This is a genomic window from Leifsonia sp. NPDC014704, assembly GCF_043083605.1.
GTDB lineage: Bacteria > Actinomycetota > Actinomycetes > Actinomycetales > Microbacteriaceae > Leifsonia.
In genome coordinates this window covers 803740-821288 of the sequence record NZ_JBIBYW010000001.1, presented here as the reverse complement: position 1 = coordinate 821288, position 17549 = coordinate 803740, and the positions used below count along the sequence as shown (strand labels likewise).

Below are 17549 nucleotides of genomic sequence, written 5' to 3'. Positions count from 1 at the left end.
CGGCGGGCCGGGGCATCGCCGTGTGCGGCCGCCGCGTGGCTAGGCTGGCCGCATGCCCGAGGGACCGTACCGCTGGTTCGTCTACGTCGAGATCGCGCTGGCCGTCGTGACGTTCGTCGCGCTGCTGTTCATCGTCGCGCCGTACGGCGGGCGGCACGGGCGCGGCGGATGGGGCCCCACGGTGCCCGCGCGGGTCGGCTGGGTCGTCATGGAGGCGCCCGCGTCCATCCTCTTCGTGGTGTTCTACCTGCTCGGATCGCACCGCTTCGATCTCGTGCCGCTTCTGTTCCTGGCGCTCTGGCTTGTGCACTACGTGTACAGGGCATTCGTCTACCCGTTCCTGATGCGCTCGGGGTCACGGATGCCCGTGCTCGTGATGCTGCTCGCGATCGGCTTCAACCTGCTGAACGCGTGGGTCAACGCGCGATGGATCTCTGAGTACTGGAACTATCCCGTGTCGTGGCTGGGGGACTGGCGGTTCTGGGCCGGCGTCGTCCTGTTCGCGGGCGGGCTCACGCTGAATGCGCGCTCCGACCGCACGCTGCGGCTGCTGCGACGGTCGGGAGGCGGGTACCGCATCCCTCAGGGCGGCGGCTTCCGGTACGTCTCGAGCCCCAACTATCTCGGCGAGATGATCGAGTGGACGGGATGGGCGGTCGCCACCTGGTCGCTCGCCGGTACCGCGTTCGCGCTGTACACGTTCGCGAACCTGGCGCCCCGGGCGTTCGCGAACCACCGCTGGTACCGCGAGACCTTCCCGGATTACCCCTCCGAGCGGCGCGCCCTCCTCCCGTTCGTGCTCTGAGCCGCGCGCAGATTCCTGCCGAATGTGCGCTTCGGCGCCGCGAAAGCGCACATTCGGCACGAATCGCGGGGCTGCAGTGACGGTGGTGCGTTCTAGCCTCAGGATGAGGAGGGATGCCGTGCCGGAGAGCGTCGAGCAGTGGTGGGCGCGCCGCCAGTGGTCGAAGGGCGTTGCCGTGCCCTACGAGGTCGGGCGGTACCGCACCGACTGGGAGCGGTATCCCGTGCTCGTCCGCCAGTACCATCCCGACCTCAACCACGGGATCACGCTGACGCAGGTGCCGCCCGCGGCCGACGTCTACCTGGTGTGGGAGTGCGACTCCGGTCACCGGTTCGTCGCGACGCCGGAGGAGCAGCGGGCTCGGCCCGGCGGGACGCGACGCCGATCGGCGTGGTGCCCGCAATGCTCCGCGGCGGCGGCACCGAAGCCGGTGCGAACGGTGGAACCGGACGCCGGACTCCACGCGTGCGGCCACGCCCGCGACCTGCGGAGGATCGAGAACGACCCGGACGACGACCGTTGCTACCTCTGCCGCCGGCTCGATCGGGAACCGCTGACGCGGGAGCAGCTGGTCAGCATGGCCGCCCCCGGATCGCGCGTCGCCGTGTCCAACGCGAACAGCACCGCGGGGACGTTCTCGTGGCAGTGCGACCAGGGGCATCCGTCGTACCAGACGAGCATCGAGCGCATCCTCGGCGGCAGGAGGTGCCCCATCTGCCGGCATGCCCGCGCGGGGGCGGAGGCGGTGCCGGTCGGCGAGGCGTTCGTCAGTCGCTGGGCGCCGACGCCGGCCTCCGCGGCCGAACCGGAACTGAAGCGGCGTCTGGCGGAGCGGCTGGACATCGATCTCTCGAAGAACGCCGTCCGGGTCGCGAAACCCTTCCACTCCCATTTGGAGGTGTGGCCCGACATCCTGCTACCCGACCTCCGCGTCGCGATCGAGTACGACACCACCGGACGGCATGGACTCGAACACGTCGGCCCGCGCGAGGCGTCGGACCGGCGTAAGGACCGCCTGCTGCGGGCGTCGGGATGGGAGGTGGTGCGGGTCCGCTGCGGCAAGCTGCAGCCGATCGGCCCCTACGACGTGCACGCGGGCGGGATCACCGACGCGCTCGTGGACCGGATCGTCGAGCGCCTGGGGGAGATCCGCGGCGACCTGTTCGTGGCGGCGTACCTGCGCTGACCGCATCGCATGCCTTCTCGCGCGTGAAGGCTCTGGTCCCGGGTTGCGGGTGCTCGCTACGCTGGGCGGCGAACCGGCATTCACCGGCTCGGGAGCTCTCACAAGGAGGACACCATGCCGTCGACACTCAACCCCTACCTCAACTTCCGTTCGTCCGCCCGCGAGGCGATGGACTTCTACCAGTCGGTCTTCGGCGGAGAGGTGCAGCGCAGCACCTTCGCCGAGTTCCAGATGGCTCAGGATCCGGCCGACAACGACCTGATCATGCACTCGCAGCTGACGACACCGGGCGGCTTCACGCTCATGGCGGCCGACGTCCCCGCCCACATGGACTTCACCGAGGGCAGCGCAATCAGCATCTCGCTGAGCGGCGACGACGAGGCGGAGCTGACCGGCTACTGGGAGAAGCTCATCGAGGGCGGAAACGTCCTCGAGCCGCTCAACAAGGCGCCCTGGGGCGACAGCTTCGGTATGGCGGTCGACCGCTTCGGCGTGCAGTGGCTGATCAACATCGCGGGGACGCCGCAGGAGGCAGAGGGCTAGGCGGGCGCCGCAGCGGGCGGTGAGCGAGATGGACGAGCCTGCGGCGGAGGCCGCGGACGCTGCGCCGGACCCCGGCGCTCCCGAGATGGGCGGCGCGATCATCGTCGGGGTGCACCGTGGCCAGGCCAGGGCGGTGCTCGACGAGGCGGCGCGGTTGGCTGTCGAATTCGAGCGTCCGCTGCTGTGCGCGTACGTCTCGGAGGACAGCTACCTGACCGAGTGGGACCCGTCGGACGTCGCGGGGGAGTCGTTGCACCCTACGGAGGTCGGGTCCGGCGAGGGCGAAGCGGTCCTCGCGCTGTCCGCCGCCATCGGATCGGCGATCGACGAACGGCCGGACAAGCCCTCGAGCTGGGCGCTCCGGCTGCTCGCCGGCGACCCTGCGAAGGCACTGGCGCGGCTGGCCGCGGAGGTCGACGCGCGCATCATCGTGGTCGGCACGCACCGCCGCGGCTTCTCGCACACGTTGGAGAACTGGCTGGCCGGCTCGGTCGGCGCGCATCTGACGCATGACCAGACGGTCCCGGTCGTGGTCGTCCCGGTGACGAAGGACCGGAACGGTCCGACGCTCGCATGAGCCGAACGACCCACTGCCGCAGGCCGAATCCCTCGCTCTAGTCTTCGACCATGTCGGCAGAACGTGCTATCCGACTCCGGCGGGAGGCCTGGGGGTTCGCGATCGGGTCGCTGTTCTTCCTGCTCGGCGCCGTCCCGTACTACCAGCAGGCGGTCGGCCCGGTGGTCGCCGCGGTCACGTTCTTCGTCGGTGCGCTGTTCTTCACGGCCGCCGCGTTCATCCAGCTCGCGCTGAGCGGACGCAAGCCGCCCCGACGCGGCGGCGAACGTCCCGACCTGTTCGACTGGTGGGCGGCGGCCATCCAGTTCGCAGGCACCCTGTTCTTCAATGTGAGCACCACGGAGGCGCTGCTCACCGCGGTCAACGACGCGGCACGGGTGGGGAGCGGCTGGCGGCCGGACGCCCTCGGCTCGATCTGCTTCCTCGTCGCCAGCGCCCTCGCGGTCGTCGCGACGGTCGACCAGGACCGCCTGTGGGACCCCCGCGCGCGCACCTGGCACGGCACCTGGCTGAACATGCTCGGCTCCGTGCTGTTCGCCCTCTCCGCCGTGGGGGCTTACGTCATCCCCTCGACGGGCTCCCTCGTGAGCCTGTTCTGGGCGAACCTCGGCACGTTCCTCGGCGCTGCGTGCTTCCTCGTGGCCGCTGTGCTCAGCCGTCGTTCGATCCCGGTGCGGCGGGGTCGCCGCGACCGCGCCGGGTCAGGAGCGCAGCGCGTCGAGAGCGGCGTCGAATGACCGGAAGTAGGTGCGCTGGCCGGGCCGGCCGATCTGCGTCACCTCGAACATCCCCTCCAGCTGGAGGATGAAGCCGACGACGTCCGGAGCACCGATCTCGGCGAACCGGGTGTCGCTCACCCGCCATTCGCGGTTGGAGATCTCCGTAACCTCCAGTCCCTGGCGGAGGAACCGTGCGTGCGTCTTCATGGGTCCAGCCAAGTAGACCGAGCGTTCCGCGGCCATCCCTTGACAGCTCGAGGACGGCGTGGTCGGAGGGCGTTGCGCGGTCGGAAGTGGTGTATTCCCGCGGGCGCCGGGCCGGGGTTATGGTCAACCCGTCCGCAGGGCCCACCACGTTCGAGGAGGTCGTCATGTGCCGCTGGCTTGCATACTCGGGGGAGCCCCTGAAACCCGCCGTCCTCATCCTGGATGCGCAACATTCGCTGGTGGCGCAGTCGCTCAACTCGCCGCTCGGCGCGGAGACTGTGAACGGCGACGGCTTCGGTTTCGGTTGGTACCCGGAGGACACGAGCGAGGGCAACATCCCGGCGCTGTTCCACAGCATCGAGCCGGCGTGGCACGACGAGAACCTGCACGAGCTCACCAATGCCATCGCCAGCCCGCTGTTCTTCGGGCATGTGCGGGCTGCGGCGCATCCGCCCATCCAGCAGTCGAACTGCCACCCGTTCCGCTATGAGAACTGGCTGTTCATGCACAACGGATTCCTCGACGGCTTCACGAAGATGAAGCGCGACCTCGCCTTCTCGGTCGACTCCGAGCTGTTCCCGCTCATCCAGGGGACGACGGACACCGAGACCCTGTTCTACGTCGCCCTGACGATGGGGCTGATGGACGATCCGGTCGCCGGACTCGGGCGGGCCCTGCGATTCGTCGAGGAGACCGGGCACAAGCACGGCATCCAGTTCCCGGTGCAGGGCACGTTCGCGGTGTCCGACGGGACCAGGATGTGGGCGTTCCGCTACTCGTCCGCCCAGCGCAGCCGGTCACTGTTCCACTCGGTGGCCGTGCCCGAACTGCGCGAGATGTTCCCGGATGCAGCCCGGCTCGAGGTCTTCGGCGACCACGCCAAGGTGGTCGTCTCGGAGCCGCTCAACGACATGCCCGGCGCCTTCGTGGAAGTTCCGGAGAACACGGTGGCCGTGCTGGACGACGATGGGTACCGGCACGAGCCGTTCCTGAGTGAGGCGGCCTGACGGGGCCGCCTCACTCAGGCCGTCACTGGGCCGATGTCACGAGGCAGTCGTCACTGGGGCGGCTCACTCGGCCATCACCCTGCGGACGAATGCGTCGACGTGCTCCCGCAGGGCCTCGATGCGGGCGAGCCGGGCCGCCTCGACGTCGAAGCCGACATAGGCCGTCGGCGGGCGCCTCCGGACGTTGGCCGAGCACTGGAACTCGGCGCACACCAGCGTACCCAGCGTGTTGCCGTTGCGGCCGGCCTTCCCGGCGCGCTTCGCGATGAAGAAGAGCACGTCGTTGGGGAGGTGCACGTCTTCGCACCAGGAGCACTGCGGGCGCGATCGGACGCGGCCCTCCGCCTGGCGCAGCAGGACGCCGACGGGCGCGCCGTCGATCTCGGCGACGACGTACCCGAGGGCGGGCAGCTTGCGGTCGCGCCAGCCGAGGTAGTCGATGTCGTCCCAGCGCACCTGCGCCAGATCGGGGAGGGTGAGCTCCTTGCGTTCGCGCTGGGACGCGTTGACGAAGGAGGCACGGAGCTGTTGCTCGGTCAAAGGATGCATGAATGAACGCCTGACATGTCTGAAGCCGTCATCGGTCGAGCCGATGGGAGAGAAGCCCGCGCGCGGGAATGCCGCGGCCGCGGTCGCGCGCCGTGCGCGCGAAGAATCACCGAAACAGGTGAAGAATCACCGAAACAGGTTCAGAACGCTCTGACGCCGGCGCTGAGCGCGCCGACGACCTCCAGACGCCCGGTGGCCGCGAAGGCGGCGTCGAGCTGCGAGATGAGCGGGTTCACACATCCACTCTATCGGGGGCTGTCAACCCGGGGCGCGACAGCCGCCGGGGTCAGGCCCGGCGGAAGTGCGGCCGCGCGGCCGGCAGCCACATGAGCACGGCGGCGACGATGACGATGACCACGACGAGGAGGCCGAGGAGGTCGCCGGTCAGGAGCGACGAGATGCCGGTGAGCAGAACGACGCCCGCGATGACGGTGAGCACGATGCGGGCCCAGTTCGCTCCGCGCAGCAGGTACGTGGCGAGGAACACGCGCAGCCCCGAGCCGATGATCGCCCCGGTCACGGAGCCTGCGGCGATCCCGCCCCCGTCCGGCGCGCCCGCGAACAGGCCGGGGACCAGGACGGCGAACGCGATCAGGCTCACCACCGTGCTGGCGATCCACAGCCAGAATGACGCGGTGATGACGGTCGGTGCGGTGCGGGCGGCGGCGGAGAGCGGCTGAGACACGGGATTCCTCGGGGTCGGGGACAGGACGGCGGAGGACGGCGTCCGCCCTTCCTCAGTCATAGTCGGCAGACGCGCCGGATCCGTCAGTCGTGGGGAAGGAACCGTACTCTCGCCTCCGATTCGACCAGCCGCGGTGTCAGGGGTCGGCGGGACACTGGAGGCTCACCAGAACTCACCAGGGAGGACGCGCCATGTCCGAGACACCGACCCCCGTCGACCCGCCCCAGCTGTACCGCAGCCCGGCCTTCGCCCAGGGGATGATCGTCCCACCGGGTCCGCTGCTCTTCGTCGGCGGTCAGAACGGGGTGGATGCGGAGGGCGCCCTGCTCGATGGGCTCGCCGCACAGACGGAGCAAGCGCTCCGGAACCTCCTCGCCGTGCTCGAGGAGGCCGGAAGCGGGCCGGAACAGGTGGCCAAACTCACCATTCACCTGGCGCCCGGGATCGACCCGACCGACGCCTACGGGGCGACGCGGGCCGTGTGGGGCGACCACCGGACCGCGGTGACGGTGCTCACCGTCGCGCCTGCGCGGCCCGGTGCGCTGGTGGAGATCGACGCGGTGGCGGCGGTTCCGCGCTAGGCGGCCACTCGTCCCGCGCGGCTTACACGTCTCGTTCGGCTTACTCGTCTCGTTCGGCTTACTCGTCTCGTTCGGCTTACTCGTCTCGTTCGTCAGGGCCGTCGAACTCCGACAGCTCCTCGACGACCTCCTCGCCCTCGAGTCCGGCGTCGTCGCGACCGCCGTCGTCGGCCGCTTCGTCGCCGGTCGGGCCGCGGAAGGCGCCGGTCCCTTCATCGAGAGTGCCCTGGCCGTCGGGGTAGCCGGCGTCGTCGGGGTATTCGGAGCGGTCGGTGTTCGCTGTCTCGTCCATGTGCGTCCTTCCGTGTCTCTAGGCATCATCCACCGCCCGATGCCCGCGGCACACCCCCGCGTCGTCCACTGCTCCGCTCCGCGGCGGAAGCGGAGGTGCTGGGCGACGGAAACGGAGGTGCTGGGCGGCGGGGCGGGTCACATCCCCTCCCGTTCTCGCGACACACCGGGAAGCCGACCAGGATGTCCTCCCTTTCGCGCGGCGGCGGAAAGGGAGGAGACATCAGGCGGCGCGCCGACGACGGGTGAGAAACGGAGGTGGATGGGCGTGGGCCGGGACATGAACGCCTCCATTTCCGGCAGAATGCGACGGCTGCCGGCGCGGAAGAGGCGGCGCGGCCGATCTGCGCCCCGGGTCACGCTGCGCTCGGGTCTGGGCTAGGGTCGAGTGGTGGTGGATGGTGGTGCGGTTCCCGACGCGTCGGAGCTTCGGAGGCTCGAAGAGTGTGTGAAGGAGCCGATCCGCACACCGGGCCGGATCCAGTCGTTCGGGATGTTGCTGGTCGTCAGCGCAGCGACGTACGAGATCGTGACCGCGAGCGAGAACGCGGCGCAGTGGCTCGGCCGTTCCGTGTCGGAGCTCCGCAGTCCCACCCTCGAGTGGAGCATCGCGGCGGAGACGCACGGTGATCCCGTCCGCGTCGAGCTGCAGGGCGAGCCGTACGACGCCGTCACGCACCGTCTCGGCGAGCAGGTCGTCATCGAGTTGGAGCCGGCCGCCGGCACCCCGGACCTCCCGACCGCGTCGGTCGTCGGCGCGATCCGCTCGCTGGGCCTGGTCTCGAGCGCCGAGGAGCTGCGCCAGGCGGCGGCCGAGGAGGTCAAGCGGATCAGCGGTTTCGACCGTGTGATGGTCTACCGCTTCTTCGACGACGGTCACGGCGAGGTCGCCGGTGAGGCGTCGGAGCCCGACATGGAGTCGTACCGCGGACTGCATTTCCCGGCGTCCGACATCCCGCAGCAGGCCCGCTCGCTCTACCTGACCAAGCTGTCGCGCCAGATCGTGAGCACCGAGGATGCCGGCACCCCGCTGGTCTCCGTCGACGAGAACGTGCCGCCGCTCGACCTCAGCAGCGGCGAGCTCCGGGCGGTCTCACCGCACCACCTGCAGTTCATGCGCAACATGGGCCAGGCGTCCACGGTGTCGTTCTCGCTGATCGAAGACGACCGGCTGACCGGCATGATCACCTGTGCACACCGGACCGAACGGCGGATGCCCGTCCTGCTCCGCCGCGCGCTGGAGGTGCTCGCCACCCAGCTGACCCTGCAGCTGACCGCGCTCGAGTCGATCGCGCAGCTGCGCCGCGACCTCACCGTCCGCGAGCAGCGCGCGGCGATGCTGGCGGGCATCCCGTCGTCTGACGACCCGCTGCTGACACTGGTCGACGGCGGCGCCGAGCTCTGCCGGCTGGTCGGCGCGGACGGCGCGGTGCTGGCGCTGGATGGGGTGAGCCGCAGCGTGGGCGACGTCCCGACCATCGACCGCAGCCTGCTGCTCTCCGCCGTCGGGATCGAACCGTTCCACACGAGCGAGCTGCAGCGCACCCACCCCGCACTGGCGGCCCTGATGCCCGGCTTCGCGGGGTTACTCGTGGTGCCGGTCGGCGCGCACGGCGTCCTGCTGTTCTTCCGGCACGAGGTCACGCAGGTGATCCGCTGGCTCGGAGACCAGAGTCCCGAGAATCGCGACACCCCGCTGTCGCCGCGCCGCTCGTTCTCCGAGTGGCGGCAGAGCGTGGAGGGGACGGCGCTCGCGTGGGGATCGATCCCCGAGGAAGCGCGTGAGCTCGGGCGCGACCTGGCGCGGGCTCTCGATCGTGGCCAGGAGGCGCGTCTCGCCCAGCTGGCGCTGATCGACCACTTGACGGGCCTCCACAACCGGCGCTCGCTCGAGCACCGGCTGGGATCCACAGTGGCGGCGGGCGAGGGCGGCGTGCTGCTGTTCCTCGACCTGGACGGCTTCAAGGCCATCAATGACCGCCACGGCCACGAGACCGGGGATGCCGTGCTGCGGACGGTCGCCGACCGCCTCACCGCGGGCAGCCGCGCCACCGACGTGATCTCCCGCCTGGCGGGGGATGAGTTCGTGGTGCTCAGCGTCGGAGTGACGGCGGAGGACGGCGAGCGGTTCGCCGCACGGCTGGTGGAGGAGATCGCATTGCCGATCGACACCGCGCGCGGGCCGATGACCGTGACGGCGTCGTGCGGCGTCCTGCCCATCGAGGCCGGGCTGACGGCGAAGCAGCTGCTCGACGCGGCCGACGCCGCCATGTACCGGGCGAAGAAGCAGGGTCGCAACCGCGTGTCGCTCTGACCCGCGTGCGACGCGCCGGTCGGCCTCCGTGCTCGGTGTCATCCGAATGAGAGCGCCACCAGGACGACGACGGGCAGGCTCGCCTCGTACACCGCGTTGCGCCAGAGCGTGCGCTCGACGATAACCAGCACGAGGCCCAGGATGATGTGCGAGACGCACACGAACACGACGATGCCGATGCCTGCGGCCACGAGCCCGATCAGCGTGAGCACTACGCCGGCGATCGAACCGAGGCCGTAGACGATGTTGTAGAACCCCAGGTTGACGACCCAGAGCCGCACGGCCGGAGCATCCTCGCTGCGGATATGGAACATCGAGAACCAGCGTTGATTCCGGTACTGGAACGCTTCGAGGGATCCCACGCCGATGAGGATCACCCCGAGAACGACCGCCAGCACCTGTGCCACGGCGTTCATGCGAGCAGTATCCCCCTCACGGCGACATCGCGGCAATCGTTCCCTACATGCACGGAGCACCTCCGCGATATCGTCGGCGCATGCCCGACCCGATGCATTTCGATCGGCACGCCGAGCTGTACGACCGCGCCCGGCCGCCGTATCCCGCTGCCCTGTGGGAGCGGCTCGCAGCGCTCGGGCTGCTCATTCCCGGCGCGCGGGCGCTCGATCTCGGCGCCGGGAGCGGGCAGGCGACCCGAGGGTTGGTGGAGGCCGGGATGGAGGTGACCGCCGTCGAGCCGGGCGCGGCGCTGGCGGTACGGCTCGCCGAACGGCTTCCGGATGTGCGGGTGATCGCGACGACGGCGGAGGAGGCGGACCTGCCCGCCGCATCCTTCACTCTGGCGACGGTCGCGACCGCGGTGCACTGGTTCGACCTCGATGTGGTGCTGCCGAAGCTGCACGCCGCACTGGCGCAGGGCGGCCACCTGGCGGTCTGGCGGAACGCCTACGGGGACGCATCCGTGCCGCCGACGCCGTTCCGTGGGCGGGTGCAGGCGATCGTCGACCGGCGGGATGCGCCGCCCCGGCCCGGTCCGGACGAGTCGCAGACGGCGGAGTGGGCCCGACTGCTTGAAGGCGGCGGGTTTTTCCGCGCGTCACACATGGAAGAGTTCCCGTGGTCCATCGACCTCGACGAGGACGGGGTGCGCGGGCTGTTCACGACCTTCAGCGATTGGTCGGAGGCGGAGGCCGAGGAGGCCGCTGTCGCGGTCTGCGACCTCGGAGGGACGGTTACCGAGCACTACCGGACACCCCTCATCGTCCTCGAGCGTGTCGCGTGAGGACGCTCGCATCCCGCGCCCGTGTCGATTTCCGGCGTGTTCGTTCGACGCCTGGTCAGAAGATGTTCCGACAGCAGGAAGGCATGACCGATGAGCCAGTTCATCATTCTCATCCAGGGCGACGCGGACCGTTGGAAGGCGATGTCCGCCGACGAGCGCGCGGAGATCGACTCCGCCCACCGCGAGTTCTGGCAGAAGGCGGGGGATGCCGTGGTCGCGTCCGGCGAGCTGCAAGGACCGGAGACCGCGGTGACCGTCCGTCGCGGTGACGACGGGGAGCCGATCGCGGTCGACGGCCCGTTCACCGAGGCGAAGGAGGTCGTCGGCGGCTTCTACGTCATCGACATGCCCGACAGGGATGCGGCGGTCGCGCTGGCGTCCGGTCTCGCCGAGGCCCGTCAGGATCACAGCGGGGTCCAGGTGCAGCCGCTGGTCGACCACAGCGCGGGCTGAACACCTCGCGGGCTGCGCAACGTCGGGGGAGAGGGTTTCCCGGGATGCCGTTCCGTTTCGCGTCGGGTTGAGACGTTTTCGCTGAGAATTCGTATCCGCGTCGGTCCGGCATCCCCGGGCCTCGACAACGCTAACCCGCGTGCCGCCGCGTCCCCAATTCGGAGGACAGAAACCGTCAAAAGTTGACGGGGGCCGGTTCGCGCCGTCACTAGGATCAGCGCATGGCGGCGTTCTCGGAGGCGGACCTGGCGGGCGTCCGCCGGGGCCTGCTCGCGTTCTCGTACCAGCTGCTCGGGTCGCCGTTCGAGGCCGAGGATGCGGTGCAGGATGCGCTCGAGCGGATGTGGCGCGCCCGCGACAGCTTCGACCCGGCCCGCGCATCCTTCGTCACCTGGGCCTACCGGGTCGCCCGCAACGTGTGCGTCGACCGGCTGCGGCAGACCCCTCGGCGACCGCTTCCCCGTGACCTGACGGATCCGAGCATCGAGGTGGGCGCGCCGCTCGTGCCGTCCTTCGACGTTCCGTGGCTTCTGCCCGCGCCGACGGGCTGGGTCGGCCGTGCCGCATCCGACTCGCAGCCGGCCGCGGCGGCGGAGCAGGCGGAGGACGTGCGGTTCGCCGTGACGGCCATGCTCCAGACGCTCTCGCCGCTGCAGAGGGGTGCGTTCGTGCTCCGCGACGTGATCGGGCTCAGCGCGGGGGAGACCGCGGCCGTGCTCGAGGTCTCCGTCGCGTCGGCGAACTCGGCGCTGCAGCGGGCTCGCGCGGCGATCCGTGAGGGGACGCGGCGCGCGCATCCCCTCCGCCCGGGCGTCGTCGAGCATTACGCGGCCGCGATCCGGGCCGCCGATGTGAGGGCGCTGGCAGCCCTGGTCGCCGACGACGTCGTGTTCGAGATGCCGCCGGTGCCGCAGTGGTCGATCGGACGCGCACCGTTCGCCGCCTTCATGGAGCACCTGTTCACCTGGCGCGGCACCTCCTGGGCGACCGAACCGATCGCCGCGAACGGCCAGCGCGGCTTCCTCCTGTACCGCCTCACCGAGCAGGGTCGCGAGCCGCATACGGTGCAGCTCTTCGACGGGTCCGAGACATCTCGGGGCGACGCCATCGCCAGCGTGCTCGTCTACCAGGACCCGCGCCTCTTCGCCCTCTTCGCCCCCGCCCGCTGACCCCCACCGTCGAGTCCGCACAAACTGCACGCTCCGGGGCCAGACGTGTGCATTTTTTGCGGACTCGACGGTGGGCAGAGAGGGCGGAGAGGGCGGAGATGAGTTTGGGAGCGCTCGTTCGTATGCACGTGTGAACGCAACGAGAACGCGAACAGAAGGAGACGAGCGAATGGGACGAGTGATCGTGGTGCAGTTCATCACGCTGGACGGCGTGGTGGAGGATCCGGACGGCAGCGACGGCACGCCGTTCGGCGGCTGGGCGATGCGGTTCGGGCCACAGGGGGTCGCGGGGGGACAAGTTCCGGCTGGGCAGCATCCTCGAGACCGGGACGCTGCTGTTCGGCCGCCGCACCTGGCAGCACTTCAGCACCCTCTGGCCGAACCGCGACGACCCGTTCTCGCGGGCGATGAATCAGGCGAGCAAGGCCGTGCTGGCGAGCATGCCGGTGGCGCTGGACGCGTGGTCCGGTTCGACCGCGGTCGGCGGACTGGAGAGCTGGCTCGACCGGACGGTGCCGCAGCGGGATGTGGTCGTCATCGGCAGCGGATCGGTCGTCGCCGAACTGGCCGGGAGGGACGCCATCGACGAGTACCGGCTGCTGACGTTCCCGACCGCGGTCGGGGCGGGCAGACGGCTGTTCGACGCCGCCGGCAGCCCGACCGAACTGCGGCTCGTGTCGGCCGAGCAGGTCGGCCCGGCCGTGCTGTCCGTGCTCGATCCGCGCGGGTGACCGCCGGTGACAATCGCCGGAGCGACCGTCGGTTGCTAGCCTGAGCGCCGAGGCGAGGAGGTCGCAGTGGGCGTTGAGGGCATCGGCGGACTGTTCATCCGGAGCCGTGATCCGGAGGCGCGCGCGGCCTGGCACCGCGAGCATCTCGGGATCGCGGCGGGCTCGGACAGCGTGTGGGAGCAGCAGGGCGGCATGACCGTGTTCGCGCCGTTCCCGGCCGACTCCGACTACTTCGCAGCTGACCAGCCGTTCATGCTGAACCTGCGGGTCAGCGGACTGGATGAGCTGGTCGGCTCGCTGGAGTCAGCCGGGATCGTCGTGGAGCGGAGGGCCGAGTGGGATGGCGACTACGGCCGGTTCGCACGGCTGCACGACCCGGAGGGGCTGCCCATCGAGCTGTGGGAGGCGCCGGCCGCCGAAGAAGCCGACGGAACGGGCGCCTGACCAGCCCGTCGCGCCTCAGCGCGCAGTGCCGATCTGCCAGATGTACGGCGGAACCGTGCCGTTGACGCTCCAGTCGCCGACGATGCGCGCCTTGTAGACCCAGGGGTTGTGGGAGGCGACCGTGCGCGCGTTCCGCCAGTGCCGGTCGAGTCCGGCCGCCCGGCTCACCGCCGAGGCGCCCAGCGTGTCGAACAGCCGGGTCGCGGCGAGGGGCACCGACTGGCTGAGCACGATCTGCGCCTGCGCCGAGGCGATCTCCGCCCGCACGTTGGCCTCGTCGTCCTCCGCGCTGCCGCGCCGTGATGCGGTGGCGGCGGCCGCATCGAGGGCTTCGCCCACCGAGCGGACGAGCGCCCGCGCGGTGAACGCGACCGCCGAGATCTCGCCGATCACGGCCTGCAGCTGCCCGTCGTCCTTCGCCAGCGGAGCGAGGCCGTGGCTGTACACCCGCGTGCGTGCGCGCAGCGCCTCACCCGCCTCCCGTTCGGTCGCCTGTGCAATGCCCGCCAGCACGCTGACGAGCACCCACTGATAGAGGGCGGTCTGGTACCGGAAGCGATCGGAGAACCGGAGGACGTCGGCCGGAGATGCCGCTGCGTCGTCGAAGACCGCGGTGCCGGTGCCGGTCAGCTGCTGGCCGAAACCGTCCCAGTCGTCGCGCACCGACACTCCCGGCTGGTCGACGCGCAGGAGAACCGTCGCGTCGGTGCCGTCGGCGTCCTTCGCGGTCGCGTCGATCCAATCCGCGTAGAGGCTGCCGGTCGTGTAGAACTTGCGGCCGTCGACGCGCGGGCCGTCCGGGGTGCGGCGGATGTGCGTCCCGGAGTCGCCAAGACCCACCGAACCGGTCTCGCTCCAGGCGTTGCCGACGATCTCGCCCGCCGCGAAGCGCTCCAGCCAGGCGTCGCGTTCGGCGGAAGCGGGAGCGGTGAGGCGGTCCTCCACGAAGGCGAAGTGACCGCGGAAGATCTGCGGGAGGTTGGAGTCTGCAGCCGCCAGCTCCACCAGCACCTCACCCAGCTCGACGAGGCTCAGGCCGGCGCCGCCGTTGTCCCGCGGGACGCGCAGAGCACCGAGCCCCGCATCGGCGAGTTCGCGCACCACGCCGGTCGGCAGCTCGTGCTCGCGTTCCCGGCGCGACGCCGAGCTCCGCAGGCGCTCCAGGATCGGCTCCAGCCGTTCGAGCGCTTCGGCGGCGCTCGCGGGCGCGGAGGGACGGGCGGCGGTCGTCGTGTCGGTCATGTCGCTCCGATCAGGTGTACAGGGAGATGGGCTGCAGGTCGCCGTTGACGTAGTACGCGCCGACCTCGAGCTTCTTGTAGTCGACCGGGTCGTGCAGGGTGTGCGTGCGCACGTTGCGCCACCACAGGTCGAGCCCGACGGAGGCGCGAGCCGAGCTGGATCCGGTGACCTCGAACACGCGCGTCGTCACCTCGATCGACACCTCGGTCGAGACGACCTTCAGCCGGGCGATCCGCTGGGCCAGCCGGCCGCGGTCCTCCGCGGTGACCTCCTCGCCCTTCTCGACGACGGCGTCGAACTCACGGCCGACCGCGTCGGCGAGGGCCTCCACGGCCTCGATGCGCGACAGCAGCTCGCCGAAGACGCGCAGCACGAACGGGTCCTCAGCGTACCGGTCGACGCCGGAGAGGAACCACGAGTTCGTGCGGGCGAGGGTGAGCTCGCGCGCCTTGGCGAGCGCGCCCTCCGCGATGCCGAGGTAGAGGTTGCCGAAGGCGAGCTGGATGCCCGGGGTGATCAGGGTCGAGAACGGCTCGTCGCTGAGTTCGCCCAGGATGTCGGACTCGTCCACGGCGACGCCGTCGAAGGTGACGGAACCGCTCGCCGACAGCCGCTGGCCGAGCGCATCCCAGTCGCCGTGATAGCGGATGCCCGCGCGGTCGTGGTCGAGGAGCACGAACACCGGGGTGCCTGCCCGCGCGCCGCCCGCGACGGTCGCGGCCGCCAGCACGATGTCGCCGGCGGAGGCGCCGGTCGAGAAGCGCTTGGTGCCGTCGAGGCGGTGGCGTCCGTCCCCCAGGTCGGTGAGCGTGAGGTCCGGATCAACCGGGTTGACCGAGTCGCCCCAGACCCAGCGACCGTCGATCGTGCGGCGGTACAGGTCCGACTGGCGCTCCGGGGCGACGGCGAAGCCGATATTGCCGGAGTTGATGTAGTGGTACGCGAGCACCTGCGCGACCGAGGCGTCGGCACGCGAAAGGATGCGGATCACCCGGAAGGCCGTCTCCCAGTGCGCACCGCCTCCGCCGAACTCCGCGGGGTCGAGCAGGTTGACGAGGCCGGTGTCGCGCAGCAGCTCCAGCTCGGCGGTCGGATCCTGGTTGGCCCGGTCACGTTCCAGGGCGTCGACGGCCAGCCGGTCGGCGGCCTCGGTGGCGACGGCCTCCCAGTGCGCGAGCTCGGCGGCGTCGGCCTGGCCGGTCCAATAGCTGCGGGTCATGCTGCTCCTTCGGTCACGGGCTCGCGGCGGTCCGCGGCGCTGGGGCGTCCGCGGTACGCACCGCGGTAGGGGTGCGCGGGGTGCCAGGCAGGCACGACGGCGTCGCCGGTGCCGTTCAGGCGTCCCCGCAGGGTCGTCCCGGGCTGGTCGTCGAGGCGGCCGCGGGCCCGCAGTTCGGGCACCACCAGCTCGACGAACTCCTCGAAGCTCCCCGGGGTGACCACGTACGCGAGGTTGAATCCGTCGATGCCGCCCACTTCGATCCAGCGCTCCAGCTCGTCGGCGACGGTGGTCGGGCTTCCGACGATCACCGGGCCGATCCCGCCGATGCCGACGTACTCGGCGATGTCGCGGGCTGTCCACTGGCGGTTCGGGTCGGCCGTGGTGAAGATCGACAGGGCCGACCGTGCGGCGTCGGTGTCGATGTACTGCAGCGGCTCGTCGAGCGGCAGCTGCGACAGGTCGAGCCCGGACCACCCGCCGTAGAGCGCGAACGCCCCCTCGGTCGAGACGTAGGTGCGGTACTCGTCGAGCTTCGCCTGCGCCTCCTCGTCGGTCGGCGCGACGATCACCGTCGCCAGGGTCAGGATCTTGACCGTCTCGGCCGGTCGGCCGATCGCGGCGGCACGGGCACGGATGTCGTCCGTCGCCTTGCGCGTGAGCTCGGGCGTGAGGCCGTTGATGAAGATGGCCTCGCCGTGCTTCGCCGCGAACTCCCGGCCCTTCGGCGACGCGCCGGCCTGGAAGACGACGGGCGTGCGCTGCGGACTCGGCTCGCTCAGGTGGATGCCGGGCACCCGGTAGTGCTCGCCGTCGTGCTCGATCGGGTGCACCAGTGCCGGGTCGGTGAAGACGCCGGTCTCGCGGTCGCGCAAGACCGCGCCGTCCTCCCACGACCCCTCCCACAGCTTGTAGGTGACGTCGAGGAACTCCTCGGCGATCGCGTAGCGGTCGTCGTGCGCGATCTGCTTGCGCAGCCCGAGGTTGCGGGCGGCGGAGTCGAGGTAGGAGGTGACCACGTTCCAGCCGATCCGGCCCTTGGTGAGGTGGTCGAGCGTCGAGAACCGGCGGGCGAGCAGGTAGGGCTGCTCGTACGTGGTCGCGACGGTCACCCCGAAACCGAGGCGCTCGGTGACCGCCGCCATCGCGCTGATCTGGGCGACCGGGTCGCCCAGCGGAATCTGCGCCGCGTCGAGAAGCGCCGGGGCGGCGGAGTCGCGGTACACGTCGTACACGCCGAGCACGTCGGCGAGGAACAGGGCGTCGAAACCGCCGCGCTCGAGCGTCCGGGCCAGGGAGGTCCAGTAGTCGAGGTCGGTGTAGCGGTGCGCCTGGTTGTCGGGATGACGCCAGAGTCCGGGTGCCTGGTGGGTGACGCAGCTCATATCGAACGCGTTGAGGATGATTCGGTCGGCCATAGGTGCGGAACGCTAGCGGTTCGCGCGCCCGCGGGCCAGCGCATGTGACGCCAGATTGCGTCGGCGTAGCACAGCGTCACACTCGCTTGCGGCAGAGCCGGGGGAGTCCCTAGCGTGACGGCACTCACCACCCGGCTTTCCGTGCATCCGGCCTTGAGCCCCCAGCACC

Annotated in this window: 21 protein-coding genes; 13 read left to right on the top strand and 8 right to left on the bottom strand. The window is 70.5% G+C overall.

Going from position 1 to position 17549, the window contains the following annotated elements:
- Positions 1 to 52 precede the first annotated feature (52 nt).
- The 5 genes from ACF1AJ_RS04085 (at position 53) to ACF1AJ_RS04065 (ending at position 3848) form a co-directional block, all read left to right on the top strand.
- Complete coding sequence (locus ACF1AJ_RS04085) at positions 53 to 805, top strand: methyltransferase (protein ID WP_391506225.1); 753 nt, start codon at positions 53 to 55, stop codon at positions 803 to 805.
- A 118-nt stretch (positions 806 to 923) separates the two neighbouring features.
- Positions 924 to 1991: a zinc-ribbon domain-containing protein gene (locus tag ACF1AJ_RS04080; protein WP_391506224.1), complete on the top strand. Its 1068-nt coding sequence runs from the start codon at positions 924 to 926 to the stop codon at positions 1989 to 1991.
- Between the two features lie 114 nt (positions 1992 to 2105).
- A complete protein-coding gene (locus ACF1AJ_RS04075; protein ID WP_391506223.1) occupies positions 2106 to 2534 on the top strand; it encodes a VOC family protein in 429 nt (142 codons plus the stop codon).
- A 28-nt stretch (positions 2535 to 2562) separates the two neighbouring features.
- On the top strand, positions 2563 to 3111 hold the full coding sequence (locus ACF1AJ_RS04070; RefSeq protein ID WP_391506222.1) for a universal stress protein: 549 nt from the start codon (positions 2563 to 2565) through the stop codon (positions 3109 to 3111).
- Positions 3112 to 3161: 50 nt separating this feature from the next.
- Entirely contained in the window at positions 3162 to 3848 is a 687-nt protein-coding gene (locus ACF1AJ_RS04065) for a hypothetical protein (RefSeq protein WP_391506221.1), read from the top strand.
- Here the strand turns inward: ACF1AJ_RS04065 and ACF1AJ_RS04060 are convergent.
- Positions 3813 to 4037 carry a hypothetical protein gene (locus ACF1AJ_RS04060; RefSeq protein ID WP_309859574.1) on the bottom strand — a complete coding sequence of 75 codons (225 nt, stop codon included), beginning with the start codon at positions 4035 to 4037 and terminating at the stop codon, positions 3813 to 3815. The two genes, ACF1AJ_RS04065 and ACF1AJ_RS04060, sit on opposite strands and share 36 nt — an antisense overlap.
- A 119-nt stretch (positions 4038 to 4156) precedes the next feature.
- Between ACF1AJ_RS04060 and ACF1AJ_RS04055 the strand changes: the two genes are divergently transcribed.
- A complete protein-coding gene (locus ACF1AJ_RS04055) occupies positions 4157 to 5044 on the top strand; it encodes a class II glutamine amidotransferase (protein ID WP_391506220.1) in 888 nt (295 codons plus the stop codon).
- A gap of 63 nt (positions 5045 to 5107) precedes the next feature.
- Here the strand turns inward: ACF1AJ_RS04055 and ACF1AJ_RS04050 are convergent, their stop codons facing one another.
- Complete coding sequence (locus ACF1AJ_RS04050) at positions 5108 to 5593, bottom strand: FBP domain-containing protein (RefSeq protein WP_391506219.1); 486 nt, start codon at positions 5591 to 5593, stop codon at positions 5108 to 5110.
- A 286-nt stretch (positions 5594 to 5879) separates the two neighbouring features.
- On the bottom strand, positions 5880 to 6278 hold the full coding sequence (locus tag ACF1AJ_RS04045) for a hypothetical protein (protein ID WP_391506218.1): 399 nt from the start codon (positions 6276 to 6278) through the stop codon (positions 5880 to 5882).
- A gap of 191 nt (positions 6279 to 6469) precedes the next feature.
- On the opposite strand from ACF1AJ_RS04045, the gene ACF1AJ_RS04040 reads away from it, so the two are divergent.
- Positions 6470 to 6859: a RidA family protein gene (locus ACF1AJ_RS04040; RefSeq protein ID WP_309859585.1), complete on the top strand. Its 390-nt coding sequence runs from the start codon at positions 6470 to 6472 to the stop codon at positions 6857 to 6859.
- Positions 6860 to 6935: 76 nt separating this feature from the next.
- Here ACF1AJ_RS04040 and ACF1AJ_RS04035 read toward each other — a convergent pair whose 3' ends face one another.
- A complete protein-coding gene (locus ACF1AJ_RS04035) occupies positions 6936 to 7151 on the bottom strand; it encodes a hypothetical protein (protein WP_391506217.1) in 216 nt (71 codons plus the stop codon).
- A gap of 447 nt (positions 7152 to 7598) precedes the next feature.
- Here ACF1AJ_RS04035 and ACF1AJ_RS04030 point away from each other — a divergent pair, with 447 nt between their 5' ends.
- Positions 7599 to 9464 (top strand): diguanylate cyclase domain-containing protein, encoded by a 1866-nt coding sequence (locus ACF1AJ_RS04030; protein ID WP_391506216.1) that lies wholly within the window; start codon positions 7599 to 7601, stop codon positions 9462 to 9464.
- 38 nt (positions 9465 to 9502) lie between these two features.
- On the opposite strand, the gene ACF1AJ_RS04025 is transcribed toward ACF1AJ_RS04030, so the two are convergent.
- A complete protein-coding gene (locus tag ACF1AJ_RS04025) occupies positions 9503 to 9880 on the bottom strand; it encodes a DUF1304 family protein (RefSeq protein WP_391506215.1) in 378 nt (125 codons plus the stop codon).
- A gap of 80 nt (positions 9881 to 9960) precedes the next feature.
- Here ACF1AJ_RS04025 and ACF1AJ_RS04020 point away from each other — a divergent pair, with 80 nt between their 5' ends.
- The 5 genes from ACF1AJ_RS04020 (at position 9961) to ACF1AJ_RS04000 (ending at position 13501) form a co-directional block, all read left to right on the top strand.
- A complete protein-coding gene (locus tag ACF1AJ_RS04020) occupies positions 9961 to 10704 on the top strand; it encodes a class I SAM-dependent methyltransferase (protein WP_391506214.1) in 744 nt (247 codons plus the stop codon).
- Between the two features lie 90 nt (positions 10705 to 10794).
- On the top strand, positions 10795 to 11157 hold the full coding sequence (locus ACF1AJ_RS04015; RefSeq protein ID WP_391506213.1) for a YciI family protein: 363 nt from the start codon (positions 10795 to 10797) through the stop codon (positions 11155 to 11157).
- A 221-nt stretch (positions 11158 to 11378) separates the two neighbouring features.
- Entirely contained in the window at positions 11379 to 12326 is a 948-nt protein-coding gene (locus ACF1AJ_RS04010; protein WP_391506212.1) for an RNA polymerase subunit sigma-70, read from the top strand.
- A 407-nt stretch (positions 12327 to 12733) separates the two neighbouring features.
- A complete protein-coding gene (locus tag ACF1AJ_RS04005) occupies positions 12734 to 13057 on the top strand; it encodes a dihydrofolate reductase family protein (RefSeq protein WP_391506211.1) in 324 nt (107 codons plus the stop codon).
- Between the two features lie 66 nt (positions 13058 to 13123).
- A complete protein-coding gene (locus ACF1AJ_RS04000; protein ID WP_391506210.1) occupies positions 13124 to 13501 on the top strand; it encodes a VOC family protein in 378 nt (125 codons plus the stop codon).
- A gap of 15 nt (positions 13502 to 13516) precedes the next feature.
- Here ACF1AJ_RS04000 and ACF1AJ_RS03995 read toward each other — a convergent pair whose 3' ends face one another.
- Genes ACF1AJ_RS03995 through ACF1AJ_RS03985 form a run of 3 tightly spaced genes read right to left on the bottom strand, consistent with a single transcriptional unit; the run spans position 13517 to position 17380 of the window.
- Positions 13517 to 14743: an acyl-CoA dehydrogenase family protein gene (locus ACF1AJ_RS03995; RefSeq protein WP_391506209.1), complete on the bottom strand. Its 1227-nt coding sequence runs from the start codon at positions 14741 to 14743 to the stop codon at positions 13517 to 13519.
- Positions 14744 to 14753: 10 nt separating this feature from the next.
- Positions 14754 to 15962 carry an acyl-CoA dehydrogenase family protein gene (locus ACF1AJ_RS03990; protein WP_391506208.1) on the bottom strand — a complete coding sequence of 403 codons (1209 nt, stop codon included), beginning with the start codon at positions 15960 to 15962 and terminating at the stop codon, positions 14754 to 14756.
- Complete coding sequence (locus tag ACF1AJ_RS03985) at positions 15959 to 17380, bottom strand: LLM class flavin-dependent oxidoreductase (RefSeq protein WP_391506207.1); 1422 nt, start codon at positions 17378 to 17380, stop codon at positions 15959 to 15961. The genes ACF1AJ_RS03990 and ACF1AJ_RS03985 overlap by 4 nt, the downstream gene beginning before the upstream one ends.
- Between the last annotated feature and the right edge of the window lie 169 nt (positions 17381 to 17549).

What these genes read in the sequence shown, in the direction of transcription:
- ACF1AJ_RS03995 (WP_391506209.1), bottom strand. Translation starts at nt 14,743, where the DNA reads ATGACCGACACGACGACCGCCGCCCGTCCCTCCGCGCCCGCGAGCGCC.
- ACF1AJ_RS04035 (WP_391506217.1), bottom strand. Translation starts at nt 7,151, where the DNA reads ATGGACGAGACAGCGAACACCGACCGCTCCGAATACCCCGACGACGCC.
- ACF1AJ_RS03990 (WP_391506208.1), bottom strand. Translation starts at nt 15,962, where the DNA reads ATGACCCGCAGCTATTGGACCGGCCAGGCCGACGCCGCCGAGCTCGCG.
- ACF1AJ_RS04060 (WP_309859574.1), bottom strand. Translation starts at nt 4,037, where the DNA reads ATGAAGACGCACGCACGGTTCCTCCGCCAGGGACTGGAGGTTACGGAG.
- ACF1AJ_RS04050 (WP_391506219.1), bottom strand. Translation starts at nt 5,593, where the DNA reads ATGCATCCTTTGACCGAGCAACAGCTCCGTGCCTCCTTCGTCAACGCG.
- ACF1AJ_RS04070 (WP_391506222.1), top strand. Translation starts at nt 2,563, where the DNA reads ATGGACGAGCCTGCGGCGGAGGCCGCGGACGCTGCGCCGGACCCCGGC.
- ACF1AJ_RS04005 (WP_391506211.1), top strand. Translation starts at nt 12,734, where the DNA reads ATGAATCAGGCGAGCAAGGCCGTGCTGGCGAGCATGCCGGTGGCGCTG.
- ACF1AJ_RS04015 (WP_391506213.1), top strand. Translation starts at nt 10,795, where the DNA reads ATGAGCCAGTTCATCATTCTCATCCAGGGCGACGCGGACCGTTGGAAG.
- ACF1AJ_RS04040 (WP_309859585.1), top strand. Translation starts at nt 6,470, where the DNA reads ATGTCCGAGACACCGACCCCCGTCGACCCGCCCCAGCTGTACCGCAGC.
- ACF1AJ_RS04085 (WP_391506225.1), top strand. Translation starts at nt 53, where the DNA reads ATGCCCGAGGGACCGTACCGCTGGTTCGTCTACGTCGAGATCGCGCTG.
- ACF1AJ_RS04025 (WP_391506215.1), bottom strand. Translation starts at nt 9,880, where the DNA reads ATGAACGCCGTGGCACAGGTGCTGGCGGTCGTTCTCGGGGTGATCCTC.
- ACF1AJ_RS04055 (WP_391506220.1), top strand. Translation starts at nt 4,157, where the DNA reads ATGGTCAACCCGTCCGCAGGGCCCACCACGTTCGAGGAGGTCGTCATG.
- ACF1AJ_RS04010 (WP_391506212.1), top strand. Translation starts at nt 11,379, where the DNA reads ATGGCGGCGTTCTCGGAGGCGGACCTGGCGGGCGTCCGCCGGGGCCTG.
- ACF1AJ_RS04020 (WP_391506214.1), top strand. Translation starts at nt 9,961, where the DNA reads ATGCCCGACCCGATGCATTTCGATCGGCACGCCGAGCTGTACGACCGC.
- ACF1AJ_RS04065 (WP_391506221.1), top strand. Translation starts at nt 3,162, where the DNA reads ATGTCGGCAGAACGTGCTATCCGACTCCGGCGGGAGGCCTGGGGGTTC.
- ACF1AJ_RS03985 (WP_391506207.1), bottom strand. Translation starts at nt 17,380, where the DNA reads ATGGCCGACCGAATCATCCTCAACGCGTTCGATATGAGCTGCGTCACC.
- ACF1AJ_RS04075 (WP_391506223.1), top strand. Translation starts at nt 2,106, where the DNA reads ATGCCGTCGACACTCAACCCCTACCTCAACTTCCGTTCGTCCGCCCGC.